Annotated in this window: 22 protein-coding genes and 3 tRNA genes; 14 read left to right on the top strand and 11 right to left on the bottom strand. The window is 63.1% G+C overall.

Annotated elements, in window-relative coordinates:
- Window positions 1-34 precede the first annotated feature (34 nt).
- From GLS_RS04310 to GLS_RS04290, 5 genes are all read left to right on the top strand, one after another.
- A complete protein-coding gene (locus GLS_RS04310) occupies window positions 35-442 on the top strand; it encodes a MucR family transcriptional regulator (protein ID WP_011252343.1) in 408 nt (135 codons plus the stop codon).
- A 104-nt stretch (window positions 443-546) separates the two neighbouring features.
- The gene (locus GLS_RS04305; protein ID WP_011252342.1) at window positions 547-1,080 is read left to right on the top strand and encodes a Fur family transcriptional regulator; all 534 of its coding nucleotides are present in this window, start codon (window positions 547-549) and stop codon (window positions 1,078-1,080) included.
- 122 nt (window positions 1,081-1,202) lie between these two features.
- Window positions 1,203-2,033 carry a GNAT family N-acetyltransferase gene (locus GLS_RS04300; RefSeq protein ID WP_011252341.1) on the top strand — a complete coding sequence of 277 codons (831 nt, stop codon included), beginning with the start codon at window positions 1,203-1,205 and terminating at the stop codon, window positions 2,031-2,033.
- A gap of 76 nt (window positions 2,034-2,109) precedes the next feature.
- Entirely contained in the window at window positions 2,110-3,633 is a 1,524-nt protein-coding gene (lnt, locus tag GLS_RS04295) for an apolipoprotein N-acyltransferase (protein ID WP_041111359.1), read from the top strand.
- A gap of 38 nt (window positions 3,634-3,671) precedes the next feature.
- Window positions 3,672-4,274 carry a helix-turn-helix domain-containing protein gene (locus GLS_RS04290; RefSeq protein WP_041111358.1) on the top strand — a complete coding sequence of 201 codons (603 nt, stop codon included), beginning with the start codon at window positions 3,672-3,674 and terminating at the stop codon, window positions 4,272-4,274.
- Window positions 4,275-4,277: 3 nt separating this feature from the next.
- Here the strand turns inward: GLS_RS04290 and GLS_RS04285 are convergent, their stop codons facing one another.
- A complete protein-coding gene (locus GLS_RS04285; protein ID WP_011252338.1) occupies window positions 4,278-4,940 on the bottom strand; it encodes a protein-tyrosine phosphatase family protein in 663 nt (220 codons plus the stop codon).
- 177 nt (window positions 4,941-5,117) lie between these two features.
- Between GLS_RS04285 and GLS_RS04280 the strand changes: the two genes are divergently transcribed.
- Both GLS_RS04280 and GLS_RS04275 read left to right on the top strand, forming a co-directional pair.
- On the top strand, window positions 5,118-5,423 hold the full coding sequence (locus GLS_RS04280) for a hypothetical protein (RefSeq protein ID WP_226986635.1): 306 nt from the start codon (window positions 5,118-5,120) through the stop codon (window positions 5,421-5,423).
- A gap of 100 nt (window positions 5,424-5,523) precedes the next feature.
- Complete coding sequence (locus GLS_RS04275; protein ID WP_052327460.1) at window positions 5,524-7,086, top strand: globin-coupled sensor protein; 1,563 nt, start codon at window positions 5,524-5,526, stop codon at window positions 7,084-7,086.
- A 15-nt stretch (window positions 7,087-7,101) separates the two neighbouring features.
- Here the strand turns inward: GLS_RS04275 and GLS_RS04270 are convergent, their stop codons facing one another.
- The 3 genes from GLS_RS04270 to GLS_RS04260 are packed head-to-tail and all read right to left on the bottom strand — an operon-like array spanning window position 7,102 to window position 8,916.
- A complete protein-coding gene (locus tag GLS_RS04270; protein ID WP_011252335.1) occupies window positions 7,102-7,281 on the bottom strand; it encodes a Trm112 family protein in 180 nt (59 codons plus the stop codon).
- 2 nt (window positions 7,282-7,283) lie between these two features.
- Window positions 7,284-7,958: an LON peptidase substrate-binding domain-containing protein gene (locus GLS_RS04265; RefSeq protein WP_041111357.1), complete on the bottom strand. Its 675-nt coding sequence runs from the start codon at window positions 7,956-7,958 to the stop codon at window positions 7,284-7,286.
- Window positions 7,959-7,962: 4 nt separating this feature from the next.
- Complete coding sequence (locus tag GLS_RS04260) at window positions 7,963-8,916, bottom strand: thioredoxin family protein (protein ID WP_041111356.1); 954 nt, start codon at window positions 8,914-8,916, stop codon at window positions 7,963-7,965.
- Window positions 8,917-9,114: 198 nt separating this feature from the next.
- On the opposite strand from GLS_RS04260, the gene GLS_RS04255 reads away from it, so the two are divergent.
- The 3 genes from GLS_RS04255 to GLS_RS04245 all read left to right on the top strand — a co-directional run bounded on the left by GLS_RS04255 (window position 9,115) and on the right by GLS_RS04245 (window position 10,956).
- Window positions 9,115-9,189: transfer RNA gene (locus GLS_RS04255), tRNA-Gly, on the top strand.
- Between the two features lie 147 nt (window positions 9,190-9,336).
- A tRNA-Gly gene (locus GLS_RS04250) sits at window positions 9,337-9,411 on the top strand.
- Window positions 9,412-9,579: 168 nt separating this feature from the next.
- Window positions 9,580-10,956: an FAD/NAD(P)-binding protein gene (locus GLS_RS04245; RefSeq protein ID WP_080691990.1), complete on the top strand. Its 1,377-nt coding sequence runs from the start codon at window positions 9,580-9,582 to the stop codon at window positions 10,954-10,956.
- A gap of 4 nt (window positions 10,957-10,960) precedes the next feature.
- Here the strand turns inward: GLS_RS04245 and GLS_RS04240 are convergent, their stop codons facing one another.
- From GLS_RS04240 to GLS_RS04225, 4 genes are all read right to left on the bottom strand, one after another.
- On the bottom strand, window positions 10,961-12,373 hold the full coding sequence (locus GLS_RS04240; RefSeq protein ID WP_405002434.1) for a carbohydrate porin: 1,413 nt from the start codon (window positions 12,371-12,373) through the stop codon (window positions 10,961-10,963).
- Between the two features lie 411 nt (window positions 12,374-12,784).
- Window positions 12,785-13,306, bottom strand: coding sequence for an inorganic diphosphatase (gene ppa / locus GLS_RS04235; protein ID WP_011252330.1), 522 nt, complete (start codon window positions 13,304-13,306; stop codon window positions 12,785-12,787).
- A 174-nt stretch (window positions 13,307-13,480) separates the two neighbouring features.
- On the bottom strand, window positions 13,481-13,882 hold the full coding sequence (gene adhS / locus GLS_RS04230) for an alcohol dehydrogenase subunit III (protein WP_011252329.1): 402 nt from the start codon (window positions 13,880-13,882) through the stop codon (window positions 13,481-13,483).
- A gap of 154 nt (window positions 13,883-14,036) precedes the next feature.
- Window positions 14,037-16,205 carry an FUSC family protein gene (locus GLS_RS04225; protein WP_148295887.1) on the bottom strand — a complete coding sequence of 723 codons (2,169 nt, stop codon included), beginning with the start codon at window positions 16,203-16,205 and terminating at the stop codon, window positions 14,037-14,039.
- 218 nt (window positions 16,206-16,423) lie between these two features.
- Between GLS_RS04225 and GLS_RS04220 the strand changes: the two genes are divergently transcribed.
- From GLS_RS04220 to GLS_RS04210, 3 genes are all read left to right on the top strand, one after another.
- Window positions 16,424-16,497, top strand: a tRNA-Ile gene (locus GLS_RS04220).
- 76 nt (window positions 16,498-16,573) lie between these two features.
- The gene (ettA, locus tag GLS_RS04215) at window positions 16,574-18,253 is read left to right on the top strand and encodes an energy-dependent translational throttle protein EttA (RefSeq protein ID WP_041111354.1); all 1,680 of its coding nucleotides are present in this window, start codon (window positions 16,574-16,576) and stop codon (window positions 18,251-18,253) included.
- A gap of 74 nt (window positions 18,254-18,327) precedes the next feature.
- Entirely contained in the window at window positions 18,328-18,825 is a 498-nt protein-coding gene (locus GLS_RS04210; protein ID WP_041111353.1) for a GNAT family N-acetyltransferase, read from the top strand.
- Between the two features lie 12 nt (window positions 18,826-18,837).
- On the opposite strand, the gene GLS_RS04205 is transcribed toward GLS_RS04210, so the two are convergent.
- From GLS_RS04205 to GLS_RS04195, 3 genes are all read right to left on the bottom strand, one after another.
- A complete protein-coding gene (locus tag GLS_RS04205) occupies window positions 18,838-20,418 on the bottom strand; it encodes a hypothetical protein (RefSeq protein ID WP_041111352.1) in 1,581 nt (526 codons plus the stop codon).
- A 106-nt stretch (window positions 20,419-20,524) separates the two neighbouring features.
- Window positions 20,525-21,118, bottom strand: a complete 594-nt coding sequence (locus GLS_RS04200) for an MlaC/ttg2D family ABC transporter substrate-binding protein (protein ID WP_011252324.1) — start codon at window positions 21,116-21,118, stop codon at window positions 20,525-20,527.
- Window positions 21,119-21,128: 10 nt separating this feature from the next.
- Window positions 21,129-21,947, bottom strand: coding sequence for an MlaA family lipoprotein (locus GLS_RS04195; protein WP_041112647.1), 819 nt, complete (start codon window positions 21,945-21,947; stop codon window positions 21,129-21,131).
- A 316-nt stretch (window positions 21,948-22,263) separates the two neighbouring features.
- On the opposite strand from GLS_RS04195, the gene GLS_RS04190 reads away from it, so the two are divergent.
- Window positions 22,264-23,424 carry an aldose epimerase family protein gene (locus tag GLS_RS04190; RefSeq protein ID WP_041111351.1) on the top strand — a complete coding sequence of 387 codons (1,161 nt, stop codon included), beginning with the start codon at window positions 22,264-22,266 and terminating at the stop codon, window positions 23,422-23,424.
- Window positions 23,425-23,443 lie beyond the last annotated feature (19 nt).

Raw genomic sequence — 23,443 nt, 5'->3', positions numbered from 1 at the left:
GCTCACTCGCTCAAGGATGAAGGACTTAACTACAATGTCGCAAGAGACAAATGCTCCCGAACTGCATCAGCTGACCGCGCAGATCGTTACGGCCTATGTATCGAACAACGATATTCCGGCTGACGCTCTTCCGGCCCTGATCCGGTCCGTCCATGACTCTCTTGCAACGGTGAACGTTCCGGAAGAGGCTCCTGTTGAAAAGCCGGTGCCGGCCGTTTCGCCGCGCAAGTCGGTTTTCCCGGACTACATCATCTGCCTGGAAGACGGTAAGAAGCTGAAGCTGCTGCGCCGTCACCTCAAGACTGCCTACAACATGACGCCGCAGGAATACCGCGAGCGCTGGGGCCTGCCGCCGGAATACCCGATGGTTGCGCCGAACTACGCGAACCACCGCTCGTCCCTGGCCCGCAAGATCGGCCTCGGCCGTCGTCGCGAAGACTGAGAGCCCCTTTTTCCTGCCGCCGGTTTCTTCATCCCGGCGGCAGGAAAAGCCTGACAGGCTCCACGAAGTGGACAAGACGCCTGTTTTTCGGCTAGGCCGCAGATATGGTCGCAGATACGAAAATCGCCGAGAGACGCGCCAGCCCAGGGAATCGGAAGGCCCCGTCTTCCCCTGTGCCGGATGATTCGCACATTGCCCGCCTGTGTGTGGAAAGCGGCCTGAAGATGACCGGGCAGAGACGGGTGATCGCCCATGTCCTGTCCGTGGCTGACGATCACCCGGACGTCGAGGAGCTGTATCGCCGCGCGTCCGAGATCGACAGCCGCATTTCCGTCGCAACGGTCTACCGCACGGTCCGCCTGCTGGAAGAAAAAGGCATCCTCGAACGCCGGGATTTCGGCGGCGGTCGTGCCCGTTACGAAGCCAGTGACAGCGGCAATCACTATCATCTGATCGATGTGGACAGTGGCCGCGTCATCGAGTTCGAGGACGAGGAGCCGGTCCGTCTTCTGGCCCAGCTTGCCCAGCGTCTGGGATTTGATCTTGTCTCGCATCGGATCGAACTGTTCGGCCGCCGCGCCGAACCCGATGACAGGAAAAAATCTCCTTCAGAAAACAGGAACAAGAGCGGATCATGACCACCAAACCGGCTGGCACACCTCTTTCCGTTCCGGATGACGCAAACGTCGCTTCAGTCTCGGCCCCGGCATCAGCTCCGGCAGCCCATACGCTGGCCAGCAGCGAAGAAACGCTGCGCCAGATGGAAACGCTCTCCACGCTTTCCCTGAACCGCGAAGGCGGCTTTCAGGAACTGCGGGGCGGCACGTTGGGTGTGCGCATCGCTGAGACGGCCGAGGAACGCGACGCCGCACAGGCCCTGCGTTATCGTGTTTTCTTCGAAGAACTCGGTGCCCGCCCCGACGAACGTGCCTTCCGCACCAAGCGTGACGTGGACGAATTCGACGAAGCCGCCGATCACCTTCTGGTTATCGATCACGCCAAAGGCCCCGGCGCGGCCGGCGTCGTCGGCACCTACCGTCTGCTGCGCTCTGATGCCGCCGAGAAGGTCGGGCGTTTCTACACGTCCTCCGAATACGACATCTCGACCTTGACGGAATTCCCCGGTCGCCTGCTTGAAGTCGGGCGGTCCTGCGTGGCGAAGGAATATCGCGGCCGCTCCGCGATGCAGCTCCTGTGGCGCGGTATTGCGTCCTACATCTTCCTGCACCGGATCGACGTGCTGTTCGGTTGCGGCAGCCTTCCCGGCACGAACCCGGACGCCCTGGCCGACCAGCTCACCTACATGCATCACAACCACCTGGCCCCGCCGGCCCTGCGCATCCGCGCGCTTCCGGACCGCTATGTGGAAATGCAGCGGACCGACCCGCATGTGCTGGATTACCGCGCCTGCCTCAACAAGCTGCCCCCGCTGATCAAGGGCTATCTGCGACTGGGTGGCTATGTTGGCGATGGTGCAGTTGTGGATGAGCAGTTCAACACCACGGATGTCGCTGTTCTGGTGAAGAGCGAACTTCTGGCGGACAAGTATTACCGCCATTACGAACGTCGCCTGCGCGACGCTCTCGACTGACAGTTTTTTCACAGCCGGATCTTCGAGGTCCGGCTGTTTCCTGTTTCAGCCTTTTCGTCAGCCGGACGGTTCCTTCATGATTTCGACGCTCCCTGTCCGTGGCTGGCGCCTGGCCGGACTGATGCTGCTCGCGGGTGCGCTGGCAGCCCTGTCCCTGCCGCCGGTGCACGCCCTGTTCCTGCTGCCGGTGGGGCTAATGATCCTCTATCGCGTGTCCGAAGACGCGCGGTCCTGGAAACAGGCGGCCTGGTGCGGCTTTCTGTTCGGCATGGGCTTTCACACGGTCGGACTGTACTGGCTGACCAACGCCATCCTGACCCGCGTCCATGAATTCTGGTGGGTCGTCCCCTTCGCGTCCCCCGGCGTGGCGCTGCTGATCGCGCCTTTCATCTGCGTCCCGGCGATCCTGTGCCGCGTGGTGCGTCCCGGCTGGCGGCGTGTGCTGATGTTCGCGGGAAGCTGGACCGTCATGGATATGGGCCGCGTCTTCATGTTCTCGGGCTTTCCGTGGAACCCGCTGGGAAGTGACCTGGAGCTCCCGGGTTTCGCCGGAGACGTCATGATCCAGCCGGCTTCGGTGCTGGGCGTGGATGGCCTGTCGCTCGCGCTGGTGCTCGGTTCTCTCGCCCTGTTCCGCGGCAGACGCGCGGCTGTGGCGGTGCTGGCCGTATCCGTGCTGTGGATCGCCGCCGGAACCTGGCGCCTGTCATCCGCCACGCCGCTGAACATCACCAATCCCCGCGCCGTTCTGGTGCAGGGCAACGTGCCCGAAGCCGAAGTCATCAGCCATGCGGACGCCGTTGGCAATTTCCGCCGCTATCTGAGTCTGACTGCACAGGGGGCGCAGAAGGCCTTCGCGGAGGGTGGTCGTCCGCCCGTGGTGATCTGGCCGGAATCCGGCTTCCCCGGCCTGCTGGACGAGGACACACTGGCCCGGCAGATGATCGCCCGCGCTGCCGACGGTGCTCCGGCACTCGTCGGGTCGGACCGTGAATCCGGCAAGGACTGGTTCAACAGCCTGATCGCCGTCGCCCCCGATGGCAGCATTGCGGCGATCTACGACAAGAGCCGCCTCGTCCCGTTCGGCGAATACCAGCCCTGGATCCTGCCCTTCAACGTCCTGCCGGGCGTCTTGACACCGGGGCCGGGCCTGAAGACATGGGACCTGCCGGGTATGGGACGCGTGGGGCCGATGGTCTGCTACGAGATCATTTTCTCCGGCTCCGTCACCGCCCGCAATGACCGCCCGGACTGGCTCGTCACGATCTCGAATGACGCCTGGTACGGCAACAGTGCCGGCCCCCGCCAGCATCTCGCGACCGGACGGATGCGGGCCGTGGAAGAGGGGCTTCCGGTCGTTTTCGCCAACAATACCGGCATTTCCGCCATCTATGACGCGACCGGACATGAAACCGCCCGTCTGGGCTGGGGCCGGGCCGACGTGCTGGTCAGTGACATCCCGTCACCGCTCCCCCCGACCTTCTTTTCCCGCTTCGGCCGCGCCACGCCGCTGTCGCTATCGATCCTCTGCATGGTTCTGGCGCTCGTCCCCACGCAGCGGAAGAAGCGCGACTGGGACCTGGGGGTGTATAAAGGTTAACATTGACAATCCAGGGTTGTCTTATTAACCATTTACATGTGTCAGAAAAAGAATCCTCCCCGGATCGCGCCCGCCCTGAATCCCGCAGTTCCGCTGCGGCCGGACCGGTGGACGTCCATGTCGGCAACCGCATCCGGCTGCGTCGCACGCTCATGGGGCTGTCGCAGGAAAAACTGGGCGAGGCTCTGGGTCTGACCTTCCAGCAGATCCAGAAATACGAGCGCGGTGCCAACCGCGTGGGCGCCAGTCGCCTGTACGATCTGGCGCAGGTTCTGGACGTGCCGATCGGCTTCTTCTTCGATGACATGCATGAGGCGCGTCCGTCCGCGCCGTCCAGCGCGCCTCGGCCGTTTTCCGGTTCCGCTCCGACATTCAATCCGGCTTTCGGACAGACGCCCGCCGCGCAGGCCCCCGTCACGGGGTTCGCCGAGACGCAGTCGGCATTCGGGGCCCCACCGCCCCGTCCGGCTGCGCCGCCGCCGCGTCTGTTCGATCTTCCGGTGGACGAGGCCGCCCTGTTCAGCCGTCGCGAGACGGTCGATCTGGTGCGCTCCTATTACCGCATCCCCGACCCTGCGGTCCGCAAGCGGATGCTGGACCTGATCCGCTCTCTCGGCCCGGCAGACGTCAAGCCGGACTGAGGTCTATTCCCGGCGCAGGATGCTGTCGTTTACGAAGGATGCCAGCTTCCCGGCCTTGAAATCGGCCCGCAGACGGTCCTCGTCATACTCGTCCCGAACCCAGTCCAGAAACGGCAGACGCCCTTCGGCTTCCTTCTGATAGCGCAGGAAAAACGCATCCAGAATGCCGGTGCGTGAGCGGTTGAAATGCCCGAACCGCCAGTGCAGCTGCCCCAGCGCATCCTGCGCCGTGCCGCCTTCAAACATCAGCACCAGACCTGATGCCAGACCCGCACGGTCCGCGCCGGATTTGCAGTGCATGAGCATGGGGAAGGCGAGCGTCTGGTACATGTCGTAAAAGCGCAGAATGCGGTCCCGGTGCGGCGCGCCACGGCTCTCGAAAGCCATGTCCAGATGCGTCAGTCCCAGCTTGGCGCTGGCGCCCCGGGACAGCGCGTCCGAGCCGCATTTGCGATGCCCGCGCAGGTTCACAAGTGTCTTCAGATGCAGGCGCCGCGTCAGGCTGCGCAGCCGTGCGGGCGTGGGATGGTTGCAGCGCCAGACCTTGCCCGGCACGACGGGCGCAAGATTGGTCCAGCCCAGCCGGAAGATGGAGTGGTCCACGAACAGACTGTCCCACCAGGCGCGGCGCCGCGCGGCGGGAGACGTGATCCGGCCTTCGAACATGGTGAATGCATCCTTGCTGGACATGCCGCTCGGGAGGGGCGGGCGACGGGAAGAACGCGCTGTGTCCCATCCCGCAAAGGGATGCGTCAACCGCCGAAAAGTGCTATATTGCGTCTCATGCGCTTCGTTTCCCCTTTCCTCATGCTCTCGTTTCTCGCCACGGCGGGATGCGGGTCCATGTTCAGCGGGCCCGCGCCAGACATGGCCGCCCTCCCGCCGCCAGGCGCAGCCCCTGGCCACCACTCCCACAGCAGCACCCATCACCGTCAGGCCAGCGGTATGTCCTATGCCGACGACGCTCCGGTCATGCCGATGCCTCCGGGTGCGGAAAGCCCGTCCTCGGCCTCCCATGATACGGCCAGCAGCTCGTCCCCGGGCGGCATGTCCTTCGGCGGCGGTCAGGGCAATAGCGTCAACATCGCGCCCCAGCCCGCAACCCCCGATACCGAAGTCTCCTACGGGCAGAACAGCGCGTCCAACTGACCCCGGGATCGTCGGCCGTTCTTCATGATTGCGTAACTCTTGGTGTGTTACGGGCATTGCCCTGAACACGCGCCAAATCCACGCTCTGGAGACTCCGACTATGACTGAGCAGGTCAAGGCAGACATTGCCGAGCGGCTGCTGTTTCTTGGCATCGGCGCAGCTGAGAAAGCCCATCTGGCCAGAATCCGCCCTCAGGCGCTGGGGGTGCTCGGGCCTGCGCTGGACCGCTTCTATGGCCGGATTCACAAGACTCCGGCCCTGAACCGCTTTTTTGCCAACGAGCAGCATCGCATCGGTGCGCGCAACCAGCAGGAAAAGCACTGGAAGCGGATTCTTCAAGGTGACTTCGGCGCCGATTACGTCGAGAGCACCCGCGCCATCGGCAACACCCATGCCCGGATCGGCCTCAAGCCGCAGTGGTATGTCGGCGGTTATGCCCTGCTGATCGAAGGCATGGTGACGGACCTGCTTCGTCAGTACTGGCCGCAACCGCGCCGCAGCTTTCTGGACCGCCTTCTGCGGCGTCCGGCCCGGGGAACCTCCGGCGAAGAGGCTGCCGCGCAGATCGGCCTGCTGATCCGCTGCGGTCTTCTGGACATGGAACTCGGGCTGGAAACCTACACGCAGAATCTGGATGTCCGTGAGCGTTCACGCGCGGAAAGTGAACGGATCCAGAGCCTCGCCGCCCTGTCGGACGCGCTGGCGGATGCGCTCGATCGCATGGCGGGCGGCGATCTGGTCCAGCAGATCGATCCGGCGCTGGAAAACGGCTCGACCCGCATGAGCGGCGCCTTCCACCGGGCCTGCGAAGGGCTGGGACGCATCGTCCATGCCGTCCGTGAAACTTCCGGGGCCGTGGAGCAGCGCGCCCGCGAAATCAGCGGCTCCACCGAGAACATCACCTGCCGCATCGCCGAACAGGTCGATGCCCTGGCGGCCGTGGCGCGCAACATCACGGAACTGACGTCCTCGGTGAAGGAAGTCGCCGATGAAGCCCGTCAGGCCGATACGACCGTGGCCGACTGCTGTCAGGAAACCGAGCAGGGCCGTGATATTGTGGCCAAAACCGTCGAGGCCATGGCCAAGATCTCGTCATCCTCCAACCGCATCGTCCAGATCATCGGCGTGATCGACGAGATTGCGTTCCAGACCAATCTTCTGGCCCTCAATGCCGGCGTCGAAGCTGCCCATGCCGGAGACGCGGGTCGCGGTTTTGCGGTTGTCGCACAGGAAATCCGGGCCCTGGCCCAGCGTTCCGCCACGGCCGCCAAGGAAATCAAATCCCTGATCGCCAGCAGTATGGAAGATGTGCAGCGCGGCGTGCAGATGGTCGATGAGACCGGCACGGCCCTAGGCAATATCAGCACGTCTGTCGAGCGTCTGGGAACAGCGGTGGGGCAGATCGCCTCGGGGGCCGAGGCTCAGGCCCGGCGCATCATGGACATCAACGCCAGTACGACGCAGCTTGAGGGGGTGACCAAGAGCAACGCCGCGATCGTTCACCAGACCAGCGGCGCCAGCCAGAAACTGGTCGGCGACGCCGGCGAACTGACGCGCGTCGTACGGAACTTCAAGGTCCGCAAAAGCCCATCCCGCCCGTCACAGCGCGCTTTGGAGGGCCGGAAAATGCCTTCCCCGGCCAGTACCGCAGAAAAGGTCTGATCCCCCGAACAGGGATCAGGCGTCGATCTGGCGTGCCTCTTCAGGCAGCATGATGGGAATGCCGTCCCGGATCGGGAAAGCCAGCTTCGCCCGGGGGCTGATGAGCTCCTGGGTCTCGCGGTCATAGGTTAGCGGCCCCTTGGTGACGGGGCAGACCAGAAGGGAGAGGAGGCGGGGATCGAGTTCTGTAGTCATGACTATTCCATGCCCCTCTCAAGCAGATCCAGCAAGAGCCCGGCGCGCTCATCCAGCGTCATGGCTTCCAGAAGAGACTGTTTTTCCACCGGCGTGAACGGCACGAGCATCGGCAGGACAACCAGCAGCGTTTCATCGTCCATATCCTCGATCAGCGGCCAGCTTGCCTGCAGGTCGCGGGATTCGAGATAGGTTTTAAGGCCGTTCAGAAGCAGATCGCGGTTGATCGGCAGCGGATCTTCCTCGACGAGGTCCGCCGCGAAGGGGGTGGCGTCTATGATGCCTTCGCGCCAGCCCTGGTCTGTCGGCGTCTCGCGGATCAGGCGAAAACGGGAAATGCCGAGCAGGGTTACGGAAAACGTGCCATCGACATGTTCGGTAAATTCCGTGATGCGGCCCAGCGTTCCGGTCCGGTAGAGCAGGGGGTGCTCGTCCGTGTCCGGGTCCATGAGGGGCTGGATCACGCCGATCATCCGCCGCCCGGCCAGCGCATCCTCAAGCAGGGCCACATAAGGCGGCTCAAAGACCAGTAGCGGCAGATGGCCGCCCGGCAGCAGCAGCGCGCCCGAGAGCGGGAACAGGCCGACGCGCGGCGGAATGTCCGCCAGCGTCAGTTCCGTCAGGGGTGGCGCGCGGCGGGGACGTTCGGCGGATGGAAGGTCGGGCGTTTCGGTCATCGGCTCACGAAAACAGAAGGGAAGAGAGTTTGCGTCGTGCCGCCAGCGTATCAGGATCCGTATGTCCCCACGCCTCGAAAAAGCGCAGAAGCTCGGTTTTTGCGGCCCCGTCGTTCCAGTTGCGGTCCTTGCGGAGGATATCGAGCAGGGTATTGGCGGCTTCCGCCCGTTCGCCTGCTCCGTTGAGGGCGGCGGCCAGTTTGAGGCGCAGGTCGAAATCGTCCGGGGCGGCGGCGCTCTGCTGGCGAAGCGTTTCAAGCTCCGAGGCGGCCTTTGCGCCTTCGGCATGGAGCGCCAGCGCGGCCCTAGCGCCGGTGATTTCGGGATGGCTGTCCAGCTTTGCAGGCACCTGAGCGGAAGCGTCCTGGGCGGCTTCGGGTTCGTTCAGGGCAATGAGCGCCCGGATCATGCCGCCCCAGGCTTCAGGGCTTTCGGGCTCGGCTTCCAGAAGCTGCGAGAATAGCCCAGCGGCCTGATCCGCGTGTCCGTCGGCCAGCGCCTGGCGGGCTGCGGCCAGGATTTCCGTGGCGGGCATGACGTCACCGGCCAGCTTCAGAAGGGACTCCACGAAGCGGCGGACTTCGCTTTCCGGCTGGGCACCCTGGAAAAGATCCAGCACCTGACCTTTCCAGAAAGCCACGACGAGCGGAATGGACTGGAGCGGCAGACCCAGTTGGCCGAGCTGTGCGGCAAGGGCCTGATTGGCTTCCACATCGACCTTGACGAGTCTGACCCGCCCGCCAGCCGCACGGACGACCTTTTCGAGTACAGGGGTGAGCTGTTTGCACGGACCGCACCAGGGGGCCCAGAAATCGACCAGAACCGGGATTTCCCGGCTGGCTTCCACGACATCCACCATGAAGTTCGTCTGATCGGCGTCAATGATGGTGGCGGCTGCGCCTGCCGGGGGCTTGCCGGAAGACTGACCAATCAGGTGTTCGTCGAATGTGCTGCTCATGGGGGCGGGAACCGTTCGCTGGAAAGACAAGTTCCCTGAAAGATCGGATGTGCGTGCCTCGTGTGCAAGTCCTGGGTGCAAGTCCCCGGTGCAGGGCTGTGACGTGGGGTGTTGCGCCCGAAAGAGGATATTGCTCCTGAATCGAAAAATCCCTCTTGCGCTGGGGCGCTGATTCGGTCATAAGCCCCTCCACGGAGTGCGGGCGTAGCTCAGGGGTAGAGCACAACCTTGCCAAGGTTGGGGTCGTGGGTTCGAATCCCATCGCCCGCTCCATCGAAAAAGGCACCTTCGGGTGCCTTTTTTCGTTTCAGATTTCCCATCCTGACATTCATCCGTCTGCGTGTCGGAGGCCTGTTGGCATAAGGCGCATGTTGCCTCTTGCACGATGTTCGGGATTCGGTCATAAGCCCCCCACGGAGTGCGGGCGTAGCTCAGGGGTAGAGCACAACCTTGCCAAGGTTGGGGTCGTGGGTTCGAATCCCATCGCCCGCTCCAGAAGATTTCCAGAACATTGAAAATTACGGACTGTTCCTTTCCGGGGCAGGCTTTCTGGTGCCCTGTTGAGCGGTTTTCGAGAACGTCTGTTACGAAACGTCCCGCTCAGTTTCCGTTGTTTCAGCCATGCTCCGTTTCGCAGACGATCCTGTGGAGAAAAACGGCAGCATGTCCCCTTCAGACCGGCCTCTCATTGCCATCATCGGGGGCGGGGCCAGCGGAACGCTGCTGGCCTGGAGCCTGCGCAGGCAGCATGTTCAGGCGCGGATCATCGTGATTGATCCTGCGGAACGTCCTGCGGTCGGGCTGGCCTATTCCACGCTGTCTCCCTGCCACTTCCTCAATGTTCCAGCGGGCGGCATGAGTGCTGATCCCGATGATCCGGAGCATTTCCTGCGCTGGCTCCGCGCGCATCACGATCCGGACGTCACGCCCGGCCAGTTCATGCCGAGGGCCGTGTTCGGACAGTATCTGTCCAGCCTCTGGGCGGAGGCGCGTCCTGAGTGGCGGCAGACCAGCGTCCTGTCCTGCCAGCGCGTCGCGGGGCGGCTGGAACTGGCGCTCGGTGATGGAGAGAGGCTCCAGGCAGATCAGGTTGTGCTCGCGACCGGCAATTTCGGCCCCGCGCCTGTCGCCCGGGTAGAGCCGGAGCTGGCTTTGAGTGGGCAGTATCATCCCTCGGGCTGGGATAACGGATTCTATGACCGGATCGCGTCTGCTGCAGCGGTTGTTCTGATCGGAACGGGGCTTACCTCCCTCGACGTGCTGATGCGCCTGCGCGAAAACGGTCATCGGGGGCGGGTTGTGGCCCTGTCCCGTCATGGCTGGTGTCCCGAGCGTCATGCGCCTTCCGCTCCCGCAAAAACGGACATCATTCCCGCCGGAACACCTGCGACGGCGCGGGCGTATTTCCGGGCGTTCCGGGCCAGCCTGGCCGAAGGAACCGGCTGGCGCAGTGCGGTCGATGCGCTGCGTCCGCGGATCAATCCGCTGTGGCAGGCTCTGGATCTGTCTGAGAAAAAGCGCTTCCGGCGGCATCTTCAGCGACGCTGGGACATTGTGCGGCATCGCGTCGCGCCGGAAGTGGCGGATTTCATGGTTGCGGAACTGGAAAACGGCACGCTGGACTGTCGGCGCGGGCAGGTGACCCATCTGGGTCCGGAGGCCGGGCAGGTGCTGGTCCAGGCGCGTGACAGGACGGGCCTGTTCACGCTGTGCGCCGATCATGTCGTGAACTGTACGGGGCCAAGCCGGGCTTACCGGCAGATGGCGGACACTCTTCCCCATGCGCTTCTTGAGGCCGGAATGGTGCGGGAGACCGCTCTGGGCGGATTGCACTGCCGCGAGGATGGCGCGCTGACTGATGCGGCCGGGTGGTGTTCCGGAGACCTGTTCGCGCTGGGGCCGGTACGTTGGGGAACATTGTTCGAGACGACGGCCATTCCGGAAATCCGCAGGCAGGCGGTAGATCTGGCCGTTCTGCTGAAGGACCGGTGTGGCCGGAATGTCCGGGAAGCATCGTGCGAGACGGTGCTTCCCGGATAGGGGCTCAGAAGAACTGGATGTGGCTCTTGAAGCCGAGCATCGCGGCGTCCTTGAGGGCCTTCTGGGCGCCGGGGCGGAAGTAATACTGGAAGTCGGGCGCGAAGGTGATGCCGCGCATGACATGGATGCGGTAGGTCGCTTCGAGCACTTCGCCAAATGTCTGCGGCGTCAGGGAGCTGGACATGAGGGGCAGCCCGTACATGGCCTGCAGACGCTCCGTCGCCGTGGCCGTCTTGGAGACGCGCACGTAGGAGAAGTTGATGCCGATCGTATCCAGCGGGCGCGCGGCCCAGAAACCGCTGTCGATCAGCCCGGCGGAATACTGCTGCGCTCTGAGCTGCGTGCGGGGGCTGTTGGCATACATGCCGCCCAGCAGGATCAGGCCTGCATCAGCATTGCCCTTGACGTGATGGCGCCAGACCATCTGGTCCGCGAGGGCCCAGGCCGACCATGAATAGTGCAGGGTACGGGCGGGCAGGCCGCTGATCACATACGGCTGGCCGTTCACGTCGTAATAGTTGTCCTTGTGCGGCGCATTGTCGATCACGTAGCCGACCTTGTAATGGCCGGGCAGCTTGTCCTTGCCGAACAGCGGTTCCCAGCCGGCTTCGACCGGGATGGCCTCGCCATGGATGTCCGCCCCGTTGAACTTGAAGCCCGTACGGTACTGCGTGTTGGCGTAAATGCCGGCCTGGGAGAAATAGACGCCCGTCTGGATGTAGGTGCTGGTGGTGGGACGTGTCCGCACGCGGAAGGCCCAGCTTGCATCCGGATAGGACGAATGGGTGATGTTGTCGGAAGACGCTTTGGGGTTTCCGCAGAACGCGTTGTTCTGGAAGGTGCAGTACAGCGGGCTGGCCGAGAAATCGTTCAGCAGCGGAATACGGCCGCCCGCAAGGTCCACACGGCCCTTGGCGATCGTCTCTTCCGCATAGGCGTAGACGAGATGGACGACCACGTTGCCGCCGGCGCCGTAGATTTCGGAGCTCGGGTTGAGGTTGTCGCCGAACATGCGGCTGGCGGGGATGCCGTACCGGCCGACGACGAGCGCATGGGTCGAGAAGCCGCGCACATTGGCGAGCTTTTCCCAGTCGATATCGTTTTCAAGACTGTACTGGCCGGCATTGCTGCTGCCCTGACGCAGGCCATAGCCCTTTGTGGGGCTGGTGATGGCGCCCGAAAACTCGTTGGTCGTATCCATCATGATGGCCACGCCCCGGTCACGCAGCCAGGTGTTCCAGCCGAACGGATCGACGAGAATGGCTTCGGGATGCGGCAGGGGTGGAACCCATTCATTGCCGAAATAGATCTGGTTCAGCGGCGTGTTGACGCGCTCGCTGGGGAGTTCCGAGTTTTCGGACGGCCAGACGACCGGCGTATCGGTCGGCGGGGGTGCGGTGACCTGAATCTGGGTCACTTTTGCGTTGGGCGTGTAGCTCTGGACGGTTGATGACGTTGAGCTGGAAGCGGATCCTGTGCTGGAGATGGGAGATGTCCGTGCGGTGCCATCCTGAGCTGTGGTGCTTGTGGCTCCAAGGCTCTGGGCGATTGCGCAGGACGGAAGAAATGTGGCCAGGCAGAAAGCTGCGTGGATATGGACTCGAGACAAGCCGCTGATTCCTTGGAAAGCAGGTTAGCAACGGCGGGATAACACGCATTGACCGCTAAAGATCATAAAATAATGTTACTTGTATCATAAATAATCACAAATTCATGTGATGTTGGGCATGAAAAAACCCTGCCTCCCAAGGGGAGACAGGGTTTTTTGCAAAACCATCAGACAGGCCCGTGAGCGGGGCGGATACGCCCGGCCTGAGCCTGACGGGCCTTACTTGGCGGCGGCGAGCGCTTCCATGATGACCTTGCCGGCTTCGGCCTTGTCAGCCCAGCCCGTGACCTTGACCCACTTGTTGGGCTCCAGATCCTTGTAGCGCTCGAAGAAATGCGTGATCGCCTTCTTCGTGATTTCCGGCAGGTCGTCCACTGAGTGCACGTTGGAGAACTGCGGATGCACCTTGTCGTGCGGGACGCAGATGATCTTCTCGTCCTGGCCGCTCTCGTCTTCCATCTTCAGCATGCCGATCGGACGGGCGCGGATCACGGAGCCCGGAACAACGGCAGCCGGCGTCAGGACAAGGGCGTCGGCCGGATCGCCATCGGCGGCCAGCGTGCCCGGAATGAAGCCATAGGCGGCCGGATAGGCCATCGGCGTGAAGAGGAAACGGTCAACGACGAGCGCGCCGCTGTCCTTGTCCACTTCGTACTTCACCTGCGAACCCTGCGGGATTTCGATGACGACATTGATGTCGTTGGGCAGGTCCTTGCCGGGCGAGATCTTGGAAACGTCCATGATGTCCATGTCCTGAACTGTTTGGAGAGGCGGCGATACTACCGGCGCCCGGAGCCTCTGCCCAGAGTGGAATGGGGAGAAGTCATGCCCGGCGGCGGGAAGCAGACATAAAAAAGCTCCCCGTGCCGTGTGGCAGGGGGAGCTTCTGAAGATCCTGTCCTTGCGGAAAGGGCTTCAGAGCATCGGCTGTGCGGCCTTGACGGCGGCGTGACAGGCGGCGCGGCGGTCGTCTTCGTTCGTGTAGGCCACGAGGTAGAAGCGCTTGCCGTTGCTGTCGAAATAGCCGGCCGTGCCGAGCGCATAGTCGAAGTTGCCGACCGTCTGTTCGGTGGCCTTGTACTTCTCGCTCAGCCCGTAAAGGACCGGGTTGCCTTCATCGTAGGAGACATACTGCTGCTCGACGCAGTAGTTCATGATGCCTGCAAGGTTGGCGGGCGAAACACCCGTGAAGTCCTTGCCAGGCGTACCCTGGACGGCCGGCGGGGGCGGGGGGGACTGTTCCTGTGCCATGGCAGCCTGGGAAGCCAGACCCAGCCCGAGGGCGAGGCCGAGGACGGGCACGATACGACGAAACATCACGGTATCCTTAGTTCTGAAACCCTGTCGTCCGCGGTCACCCGCGGTTGAAATCGAACAATTCTCCTGTTTCCCGGAAAAGGGAAGTGTGTTGCAGAACATTTCTTCGTGATCAGTTCGTGAGGTTTGTGTCAGCCGGGGAAAATCCGCGGGATCAGCCGGTGGATTCCAGCTCCGCGGGCGTGAGCGAAGGATCTAAATACGGGCTGCGGGCATCGAAGAAGATGCGGTTCGTGTCCAGTTCCGTGGCGATGACGTCCAGACTGGTCAGGGCCGCGATCAGGACGAAGCGCTCACGGGGGCGGTCTTCGTTGCGCTCGCAGGTTCGCAGGCGGAGAATCGCAAGCTTCGTCGCCCGCAGGGTGCGGCCGTAATGTCCGTGGTAACGGCCGCTGAAATGGCTCATGCGTCCCATGACCAGCGCCAGTGCCTGTCCGGCCGCCGGATTCAGACGCGTGTCACGCCGGATGGCTTGGAGCCGCAGCAGGTTGAGCATGACGCGCATGCCCGACAGGATTCCCGTCAGATAGGCCTGGATGACCGGCGATGGTGTCGAGCCCGAATTGGTCATGAGCCGGACGAAACGGTCCACGTTGCGCGACACCACGCTGTCCACCGTTTCCTGCGCCCGGCCATCGGCGATGCGGTGCAGGTCCCGCAGGATGTGTTCGCGCATGGTCCAGCGCTGGTGTGCGGGATCGTAGGGCAGGAAGACCCTGTACATCCATGAGGCGTAGAGCAGACCCAGAACCAGTGGCAGGGCCGTGTTGAAATAGACGATTTCGTCCGTTTTCGCCTGATTGGACGGCCCGATGAGGATGGGCAGGAACAGGTTGTAGGACACGGCCGGAAGGGTCAGGGGCGGATAGGCAAAGGCCAGGCCGCCGATCATCATCGCCAGTCCGGACCACATGCCGAGCATCTCGAATGTCGTCGATTTGCCCATTAGCGCAAGATTCAGGATGCCGGCCGCGACGACCGCACAGCACGCACCGCGCAGGAACGCCTGTGTGGCCAGTGCCGGGCGCTCAAGCGTGGAGAACAGGCTGCACACGATGCAGACGAACATGATGAAGGTCAGTCCGCTGGGCCAGGCCGTGCAGATCCAGATCAGGCCCGCGCCGAAGACCGTGACGGAAGAGCGCAGGCTGTTGGTGATGGCCTGCTGCCAGTCGCGGTAGGACCGGATAGGCGAATGGAAATGGTCATGGGGCCCCGGATGGCGGCTGGCCTCGAACTGGGTCAGCGCCATGCGCAGTGCGTCAATCAGCTCGACGAGGGCCTGCTGGAGCATGCCGTGGCGCAGGACCGCCTCGCGGGCCGCATCGTCCGGCTGCGCGGTGCTGAAATCCGAGACGACCTTCTGGCGGCATTGACGGCGCAGGGTCAGCAGATCGGCCAGGATGGAGGCCATGCTCTCCGTTCCTTCGAGCCGCGCGGGCAGTTTCAGGAACATGTCGCGGATGGCTTCGGCTTCCTGGCGGAACATGTCGTCCTGACTGAGCGGCAGGCGCATGAGGGTCGCAAGATCGAGCGCGCGGGCAAGAAGCACCGCGATGTCGGCCAGGGCCGCGCGGGCGTGGTCTCCGGCGTGGTCGTGGCGGCCGAGCTCGACCTCCGCGAACTCCACCTGATCGCCGAGCGTCGTGATCTGGGTGAAGATGGCCTGCACGTTCTGCATGGCCCCTTCCTTGCCGACCAGAATGCCTGCAATGGCGGTCAGGGCCGGTTTGAGCGTGTCCTCGAACGTGCTGGCGAGCTGGTGGCGGGTGCGTTTGGTTAGGCCGAGCTGGAAGAGGCCCGAAATCGAGGCTTCGAGCACGATCCCCAGCAGGATGTAGGTGGCGCGCGACATCGAAATGGCGAAGATGTGGTGCGGGTCCGCGATGCCATCGAGCGAGACGATGGCGTAGGTGAAGCCCGAGGCGCGCATGCCGTGGATGCGGTAGTTCGTCATCGATGCCGGACCGGGCATGAACGTGCCGATCATGCAGAACGTGCCGATCCCGACCGCCAGCAGGAGAATGAACATCAGCGGCGCCTGCGGGAAGGCCGCGACCAGCGTAATGCCGCTGATGACGCCGACGACCATGCCGAACAGGTGCCATTTGGCTTTCGCAAGGCTGCGCCCGCGCGTGCCCTGCGCGACCATCCAGACGGTCAGCGCGGCCCATTGCGGGCTGCCGAGCTCCATCCAAAGCGCGATGCCGAGGGCGAGCAGGGACGTGCAGGTGGTCCGGAGCGCATATCCGGCCATGACCGGATCGGGGGCGTAAAGCCATCGCAGTTTGCGGATGAGCGCGACCGGCCCGGCCTGTATCATGTCAGATGGGCACCGCTGTGCAGTTTTGCAGTATATGCAGGCATCGGACATTCCTTCGGGCAATACGGACCAATGGCGCCATCTCGCAACGGCAGCAAAGGTCGCCTGAACGGCCTTTCAGGAACGGGAAGGCGTGACACACTAACTTAAAAAGACATGTTCCACCATGTCGGCCCTTGCAAAAAGACCCGAGTTGGGCGATTTCGGACTGCACCCGCGCGCCTGTAGCTCAATTGGTTAGAGCCGGCCGCTCATAACGGCTTGGTTGGGGGTTCGAGTCCCTCCGGGCGCACGGTGTGTCGACCTGATTCATGCGGGACGGATGTTCCGCTTCTTCCCCGCCCATCCACCGATTGAGGAGACCTCCCATGGCCGCCTACCAGTACGTCTATGTCATGAAGGACCTCACCAAGTCCTATCCGGGTGGGCGTGAAGTCTTCAAGGGCATCACCCTGTCCTTCCTGCCGGGCGTCAAGATCGGCGTCCTTGGTGTGAACGGCGCGGGTAAGTCCACGCTGCTCAAGATCATGGCCGGCATCGAGAAGGAATATGGCGGTGAAGCCTGGGCCGCCGAAGGCGCGCGCATCGGCTATCTCGAACAGGAGCCGAAGCTCGACGAGAGCCTGACGGTTGGAGAGAACGTCGCCCAGGGTTTCGGTGAGCTGAAGAAGGCCGTGGACCGCTTCAATGAGATCTCGATGAAGTTCGCCGAGCCGATGTCCGACGACGAGATGACGGCGCTTCTGGCCGAGCAGGCCGATCTTCAGGAGAAGATCGACGCCGGTGACGGCTGGGAGCTGGATCGCAAGCTCGAAATCGCGCTCGATGCCCTGCGCTGCCCGTCCGCCGACAACCCGGTGACGAACCTCTCCGGTGGTGAGAAGCGCCGCGTGGCCCTGTGCCGCCTGCTGCTCGAAAAGCCAGACATTTTGCTGCTCGATGAGCCGACAAACCATCTCGACGCCGAGAGCGTGAGCTGGCTCGAAAAGACGCTGCGTGACTATGCCGGCACCGTCATGGTCATCACCCATGACCGTTACTTCCTCGACAACGTCACCAACTGGATCCTCGAAATCGAGCGTGGCCGCGGCTATCCGTTCGAAGGCAACTACTCGTCCTGGCTGACCCAGAAGCGCAAGCGTCTGGCCCAGGAAGAGAAGGAAGAGAGCGCCCGCCAGCGTGCCCTGGCTGCGGAGCAGGAGTGGATTTCCAGCTCGCCCAAGGCCCGTCAGGCCAAGAGCAAGGCCCGTATCACGAAGTACGAGGAAATGCTGGCCGCCAATGCCGAGAAGGCTGGTGGCACGGCGGACATCGTCATCACGCCGGGGCCGCGTCTGGGGGGTACGGTCATCGAGGCCGAGAACCTCACGAAGGGCTTCGGCGATCGTCTGCTGATCGACAATCTCAGCTTCAAGCTGCCGCCGGGCGGCATCGTGGGTGTGATCGGGCCGAATGGCGCGGGTAAATCCACGCTGTTCAAGATGATCACCGGCGATGACCAGCCCGACAGCGGCTCGCTGAAGATCGGCGAGACGGTGAAGCTGGGTTACGTCGACCAGTCCCGCAACACGCTCGATGACAGCAAGACGGTCTGGGAAGAAATTTCCGGCGGTACGGACGTCATCCAGCTTGGCAAGCGCACGGTTCCGTCCCGCGCCTATGTGGGCGCATTCAACTTCAAGGGGGCCGACCAGCAGAAGCGCGTGGGCGTCCTGTCCGGTGGTGAGCGCAACCGCGTCCATCTCGCCAAGATGCTCAAGCAGGACAGCAACGTCATTCTGCTCGATGAGCCGACCAACGATCTTGACGTCGATACGCTGCGTGCCCTCGAAGACGCTCTGGCGGAATTCGCGGGCTGCGCCGTGATCATCACCCATGACCGCTGGTTCCTTGACCGTCTGGCTACGCATATCCTCGCTTTCGAGGGTGACAGCCATGTCGAGTGGTTCGAAGGCAACTTCCAGGACTACGAAGCCGACAAGCGCCGCCGTCTGGGTCCGGATGCGACCGAGCCCGGCCGTATCAAGTATCGCCCGCTGGCCCGCTGATCCGGCGTTCTCCCCTCGGCGGGCGGGGTATCCTGTTCGCTGGGGGGCTATGCTGAAGGCCCGGGGAGAGCTGCGTGCTGGGGCGTGAAATCCGTACCGCCCGGCTTGTCCTGACTCCGGTCAACTGGCCGGACCTCGAAGACATGGTGGCGCTCAAGGGCAATGCCGGAGCGTTCGCGCGGATGCTGGGCGGTGTCCGCAACCGCACCACCACCGAACAGGAAATGGCGGAGGACGTCAGTTTCTGGGCCAGACGGGGGGTCGGGATCTTTGCCATTCGCGAGAACGGCCGCTTCGTCGGAATTACCGGCGTTCATGAACGTCCTGACGGGCGCGGCCTCGGGCTGCGCTTTGCCCTGTTCCCCTGGGCTGCCGGGCGCGGCATCGCCCGTGAAGCCGCTGCAGCCGCCCTGCGCTATGTGCTCGACTGTGGCGAGAAACGGATCGTGGCCGTTGCGCGGGAAGACAATCTCGCGTCCCGTACGGTTCTGGGCAGTCTCGGCCTGCACCACACCCAGACCTTCGATCGCAACGGCGACACCATGCTCCTGTACGAAATCACGGCGGACTGACGGTCGGCCGCCCTATCGGGGGCGCAGGACGTGCAGGGACGGGAACCCTTCGACCGGCATGTACAGGCTGGCCAGTCTTTCCCTGACGCAGGCGAAAAACGGCCGGACGGTCAGCGACGCGGGATCGCTCTCGGGCATGTAGACGATCAGGGGCGGCGGGTCTTTCAGCAGGCTCTGGCACAGATCATGCGGATAGCCCGGGATGGAATGTTGGGCATAAACCCAGTCCCAGGGCAGATACTCGTAATAGCCATAAGGCGGCCGCCGGTCGGCCATCCAGTAGAACTCGGGCATGTAGGGCAGCATCAGGATGGGCTGTCCCGGCGGCACGAGGGCTCGGACCTTCTGGCTGATGGCGTCATTGACCGGCTGATAGAGCGTATAGGGCGGTCTGTGGGTGGTGTCCCGGTAGGTCCAGCCGAAAGGGGTGTTGGTGGCCAGATGGCTGCTGCCCCAGAACGCCAGAACTGTCAGAATGGCGCAGGGTAAAGCCTTACCGACTGTTTTGCCCGGCTCTCCCCGCTGTTCGAAAAATGCCATGAGCGCCAGTCCTGCCAGCGCAAACGCCACGATCAGGGTCTGCCCGTCCTTGAAGCCCACGGCGGCACGGGCGTTGAGAAGGATAATGCCCACGAACCCGATCAGAATGGCGATCCTGTTGCGTCCCGGCCGTCGGTAGAGCAGCAGGGGAAGCGAGCCGATGAGCAGGATATGGGCGAGGGTGGGGTAAAACGCCTCACCCTGAAAAGAGGGCAGCAGCGAGAGCAGGAAGGTGCCCGGTCCGAAATGGATGAACGGGGCATAGGCGATCTGGTTGAAGAGGATATGGAAGACCACGAAACTTCCGAGATCCGCATATCTCACGAACCACAGACCCAGCAGGAACACGCCAAGGAGGATGCCCCCTGCGAAGGCCCTGATGGCCCGGTAGTTCTTCTGTCCGGCCAGAAGCCAAAGGGCGGACGCCACGATCAGGAGCGCCCCCGGTCCATAGGCGTAGGCGCATGCCAGGATCAGGATCAGGCACAGCCCCGCAAGTGCTGAAGGCAGCGCAGGCGGGCTTTTGCCGAGCCACGCCGGCACCACGAACAGGGCGAGCAGTCCCACGGTCAGAAACCCGGCCACGGCGTAGAAACTGACCATGTAGAACGCGTCCATCAGCCAGTAGGACGCAAGCCCGCCGACGAAGACCAGACTGGCGAGAAGGCGCTGTCGGCGTCCGCGCAGGGTGGATGTGGCACAGACGGAAGCGGCGGCCATGAGCGCCAGAAGCGGCAGGAACAGCCGTGCGCCCTGCGGAAAATGCCATCCGAAGAGGGCGCCGTAGAGCTGGGGCAGCATGAAGATGACCGGCCCGTGCGTGTCCACATAGGACACATACAGCCTGCCGCCCTCGTTCAGCATCCGGCCGCCCAGAAGATGTTCGCCCTCGTCGCAGAACGAGAGGAACCACAGGCCTTTCCAGCACGCCCAACCGAAGAATGTCAGACAGGCGAGGGTGAAGACTGCCAGAAGTCCGCCCTGAAGCCCGAAACCGGGAAAACCCTTTCTCCGTGCGGTTGTTCCGGCTTCTGGAAATGTCGGGTCTGTCATCCGGTCTTGTCTCATGGGCGCTGGATAGCAGAACGGACGGCCCCCCGCTGGAAAGCCGTCCGTTTCAGGAACTCACAACCGCAGAAGCGGTGTTGGGAGCAGTATCTTACTGGTGGTGGTTCAGCTGGCGCTCAAGGGCGGCGTTCAGCGCATCGACGTCGCCGTTATGGCGGGCCAGATAGGAGCTGTAATCGCCGCGCTGGTTCATGCGCAGGCTGGCACCTTCGCCATACATGTCCACGACCTTGGGCGGGTTGCCGCCGATGATCAGCTGCATGTTGACTTCCGGCTGGCCCGGACGGTCGATCAGCGCGTTGACGCGCTCGCCTTCCGGCGTCGTGCTGGTCGTCGTGACGCGGAAGCTCACGCCCTGATAGTTGCCGATCTGGTCCGTGATGGTGTTGACCAGCACCTGATCGAACAGGGAGATGTACTTGTCACGCTGGGCGGGAGTGGCAGTCCGCCAGTACTTGCCGAGGCAGTAACGGCCGATCCCGGTGATGTCGACATTCTCCTGCAGCAGCGGGAGAACTTCTTTCTTCTTCTCGTCCAGCGACTTGCCCGAGTTGACCACGGCAGCCAGACGGCCACCGAAGGAGTTCACGAAATCCGTCGCCGTGCTGGCGTGAGCGGCCCCCGTTGCGACGGCGAGGGAGACGACGGCCCCAAGAACAGTGCGGCGCGAAAATACGTTGAACATGTCGTTCTCCTCAGTTGTACCAGTCAGGGGTGGTTGCGCGATCGTCGCCCTTGATGGTGTCGATCTGGCTCTGACGGTTCTGCTGCCAGGCACTCCGGATATAGGAGTACGGGTCCAGGCTGTCCTGTTCGAGATGGTCGATCTGGTCGATGGAACTGGCATAGCCTTCCATGGTCCCGGCCACGTTGTAAGCCCAGTTGAAGGTTAGCAGATCATAGCCGCGAGGCACATAGTTGATCGGCGTGAGGCCCTGGCTGATGCCGTAGCCGATGCCGTCGCGGATGTTGGTCGGGCCGACGAACGGAACGAACAGGTACGGGCCGCCGGCCACGCCCCAGGTTCCCAGCGTCAGACCGGGATCGGTCTCATGCTGCTTGTAGCCGACGAGGCCCGCGACGTCGAAGAAGCCGGCCACACCGGCACTCATGTTGATGGCAAAGCGCATGAAGGCATCTCCGGCGCGGCGCGGCTTGCCTGCGCCAACGTCGGAGAAGAACACCGAAGGCTCGCGCCAGGTTTCATTCACGTTTGCAATGGAATGACGCACGGGTTTGGGAACCGCCCAGATCCAGGCCTTGCCCACCGGGCGCAGGACCTTGTGGTAGGCCCACATCTGGAGGTTGTACATCTTGCGGTTTGCGGGTTCGTAGGGGTCGTTGGCGGCCTTGTAGTCCGCCAGGTCGTCCGGATCCTTCGGCGGCGGGTTGCGCAGCGAGCCACAGGCCCCGAGCGTCAGCAGGGCGAGGGCCCCTGCGAGAGCCCTGCCGCGGCGTGACACACGACGTGAGCGCGTCTCCCGGATTTCGTTTTCGTCCTGCCGAAAGTCCATAACCATCCCCAAAATGCCCTTCCCGGCCCTGCGCTCACGAAGAAGTCACAGGAAAACGGAAATTTTCATAATCCGTTCCCTGCAGGACTCCATGAACCCCGATGGGCCACACGCCATCCGTCGCGGAAAACTGCGGAGGGGCGTAGTCATAACGTATCCTCCGATAGCGTGCATCCCTGTATGTCTGCAAATGCTGGTCGTTTGAAGAGGGCATCTGCTTTAACGATCCAGATGCTCTTCCGTCACTTTCGGGGCTTTGACCCCTCAGGGTTTTTGGGACCACTGTGGCCCCAACTCAACACCCGGGAGGTTTTCAATGTCCAGATTCTTCGGCTCCAGAAGCGCGCTTCTTGCGACTGTCGCGGCCCTCTCCGTGGGTGCCGGTGTGGCACAGGCGCATCCCACCGTTGCAAGCCAGCCCTGGGGCAGCACGCCGGACGGCAAGCCCGTGCGGATCGTGACCCTGAAGAACGGCCTCGGCACGACGGCCCGTATCATCACCTATGGCGGCATCCTCCAGTCCGTCGAGACGCCGGACCGTGAGGGGCATGTCCAGGACGTGGTTCTCGGCTTCGACAACCTGAAGGGTTACACGGTTGACAGCGCGAAGGGCGGCCTGTTCTTCGGCGCCATCATCGGCCGCTATGCCAACCGTCTCGCGGGCGGTAATTTCCCCGTTGAAGGCAAGATCTATCACACGGATGTGACGGCCCCGCCGAATGCCCTGCATGGCGGCAAAAAGGGCTTCGACAAGAACGTCTGGACGATCGAAAAGACCGGCACCAATGCCAGCGGCGCGTATCTGACGCTCAAGCTGGTCAGCCCGGACGGTGACCAGGGCTTCCCCGGCAAGCTGACGACACATGTGACCTATACGCTCGGCACGGATAATGCCCTGTCGCTGCATTATGTCGCCACGACCGACGCGCCGACGGTTCTGAACCTGACGAACCACAGCTACTGGAACCTGAACGGCGAAGGCTCGGGCTCCATTGAGCCGGAAGTGCTCCAGATCAACGCCGATGGCTTCACGCCGACGGACGCAACGTCCATTCCGACCGGTCAGATCGCACCTGTTGCCGGCACGCCGCTCGACTTCAGCAAGCCGACCGTCATCGGGGACCGTCTGCGCAGCAACGATCCGCAGATGATGTATGCCCGCGGCTATGACATGAACTGGGTCGTCAACGGGCCTTATGGTCAGGCGCCGCGTCTGGCCGGCAAGGTCTATGATCCGCGTTCGGGCCGCAGCATGGAAATCCTGACGAACCAGCCTGGCCTTCAGGTCTACACGTCCAACTCGCTGGATGGCGGCTATGCCGGTGTGTCCGGTCATGCCTATCGTCAGGGCGACGCGATTGCGTTCGAGGCCGAGCACTATCCCGACAGCCCGAACCACCCGTCTTTCCCGACGACGGAACTGAAGCCGGGCCAGACCTTCGATTACACGACGACGTTCAAATTCTCGAACAAGTAACCCCTCTCAGGGTCCGGGG

The organism is Gluconobacter oxydans DSM 3504 (genome assembly GCF_000583855.1).
In the GTDB taxonomy this organism is placed as follows: Bacteria; Pseudomonadota; Alphaproteobacteria; order Acetobacterales; family Acetobacteraceae; genus Gluconobacter; species Gluconobacter oxydans.
This window is presented reverse-complemented; position numbering and strand designations above follow the sequence as displayed.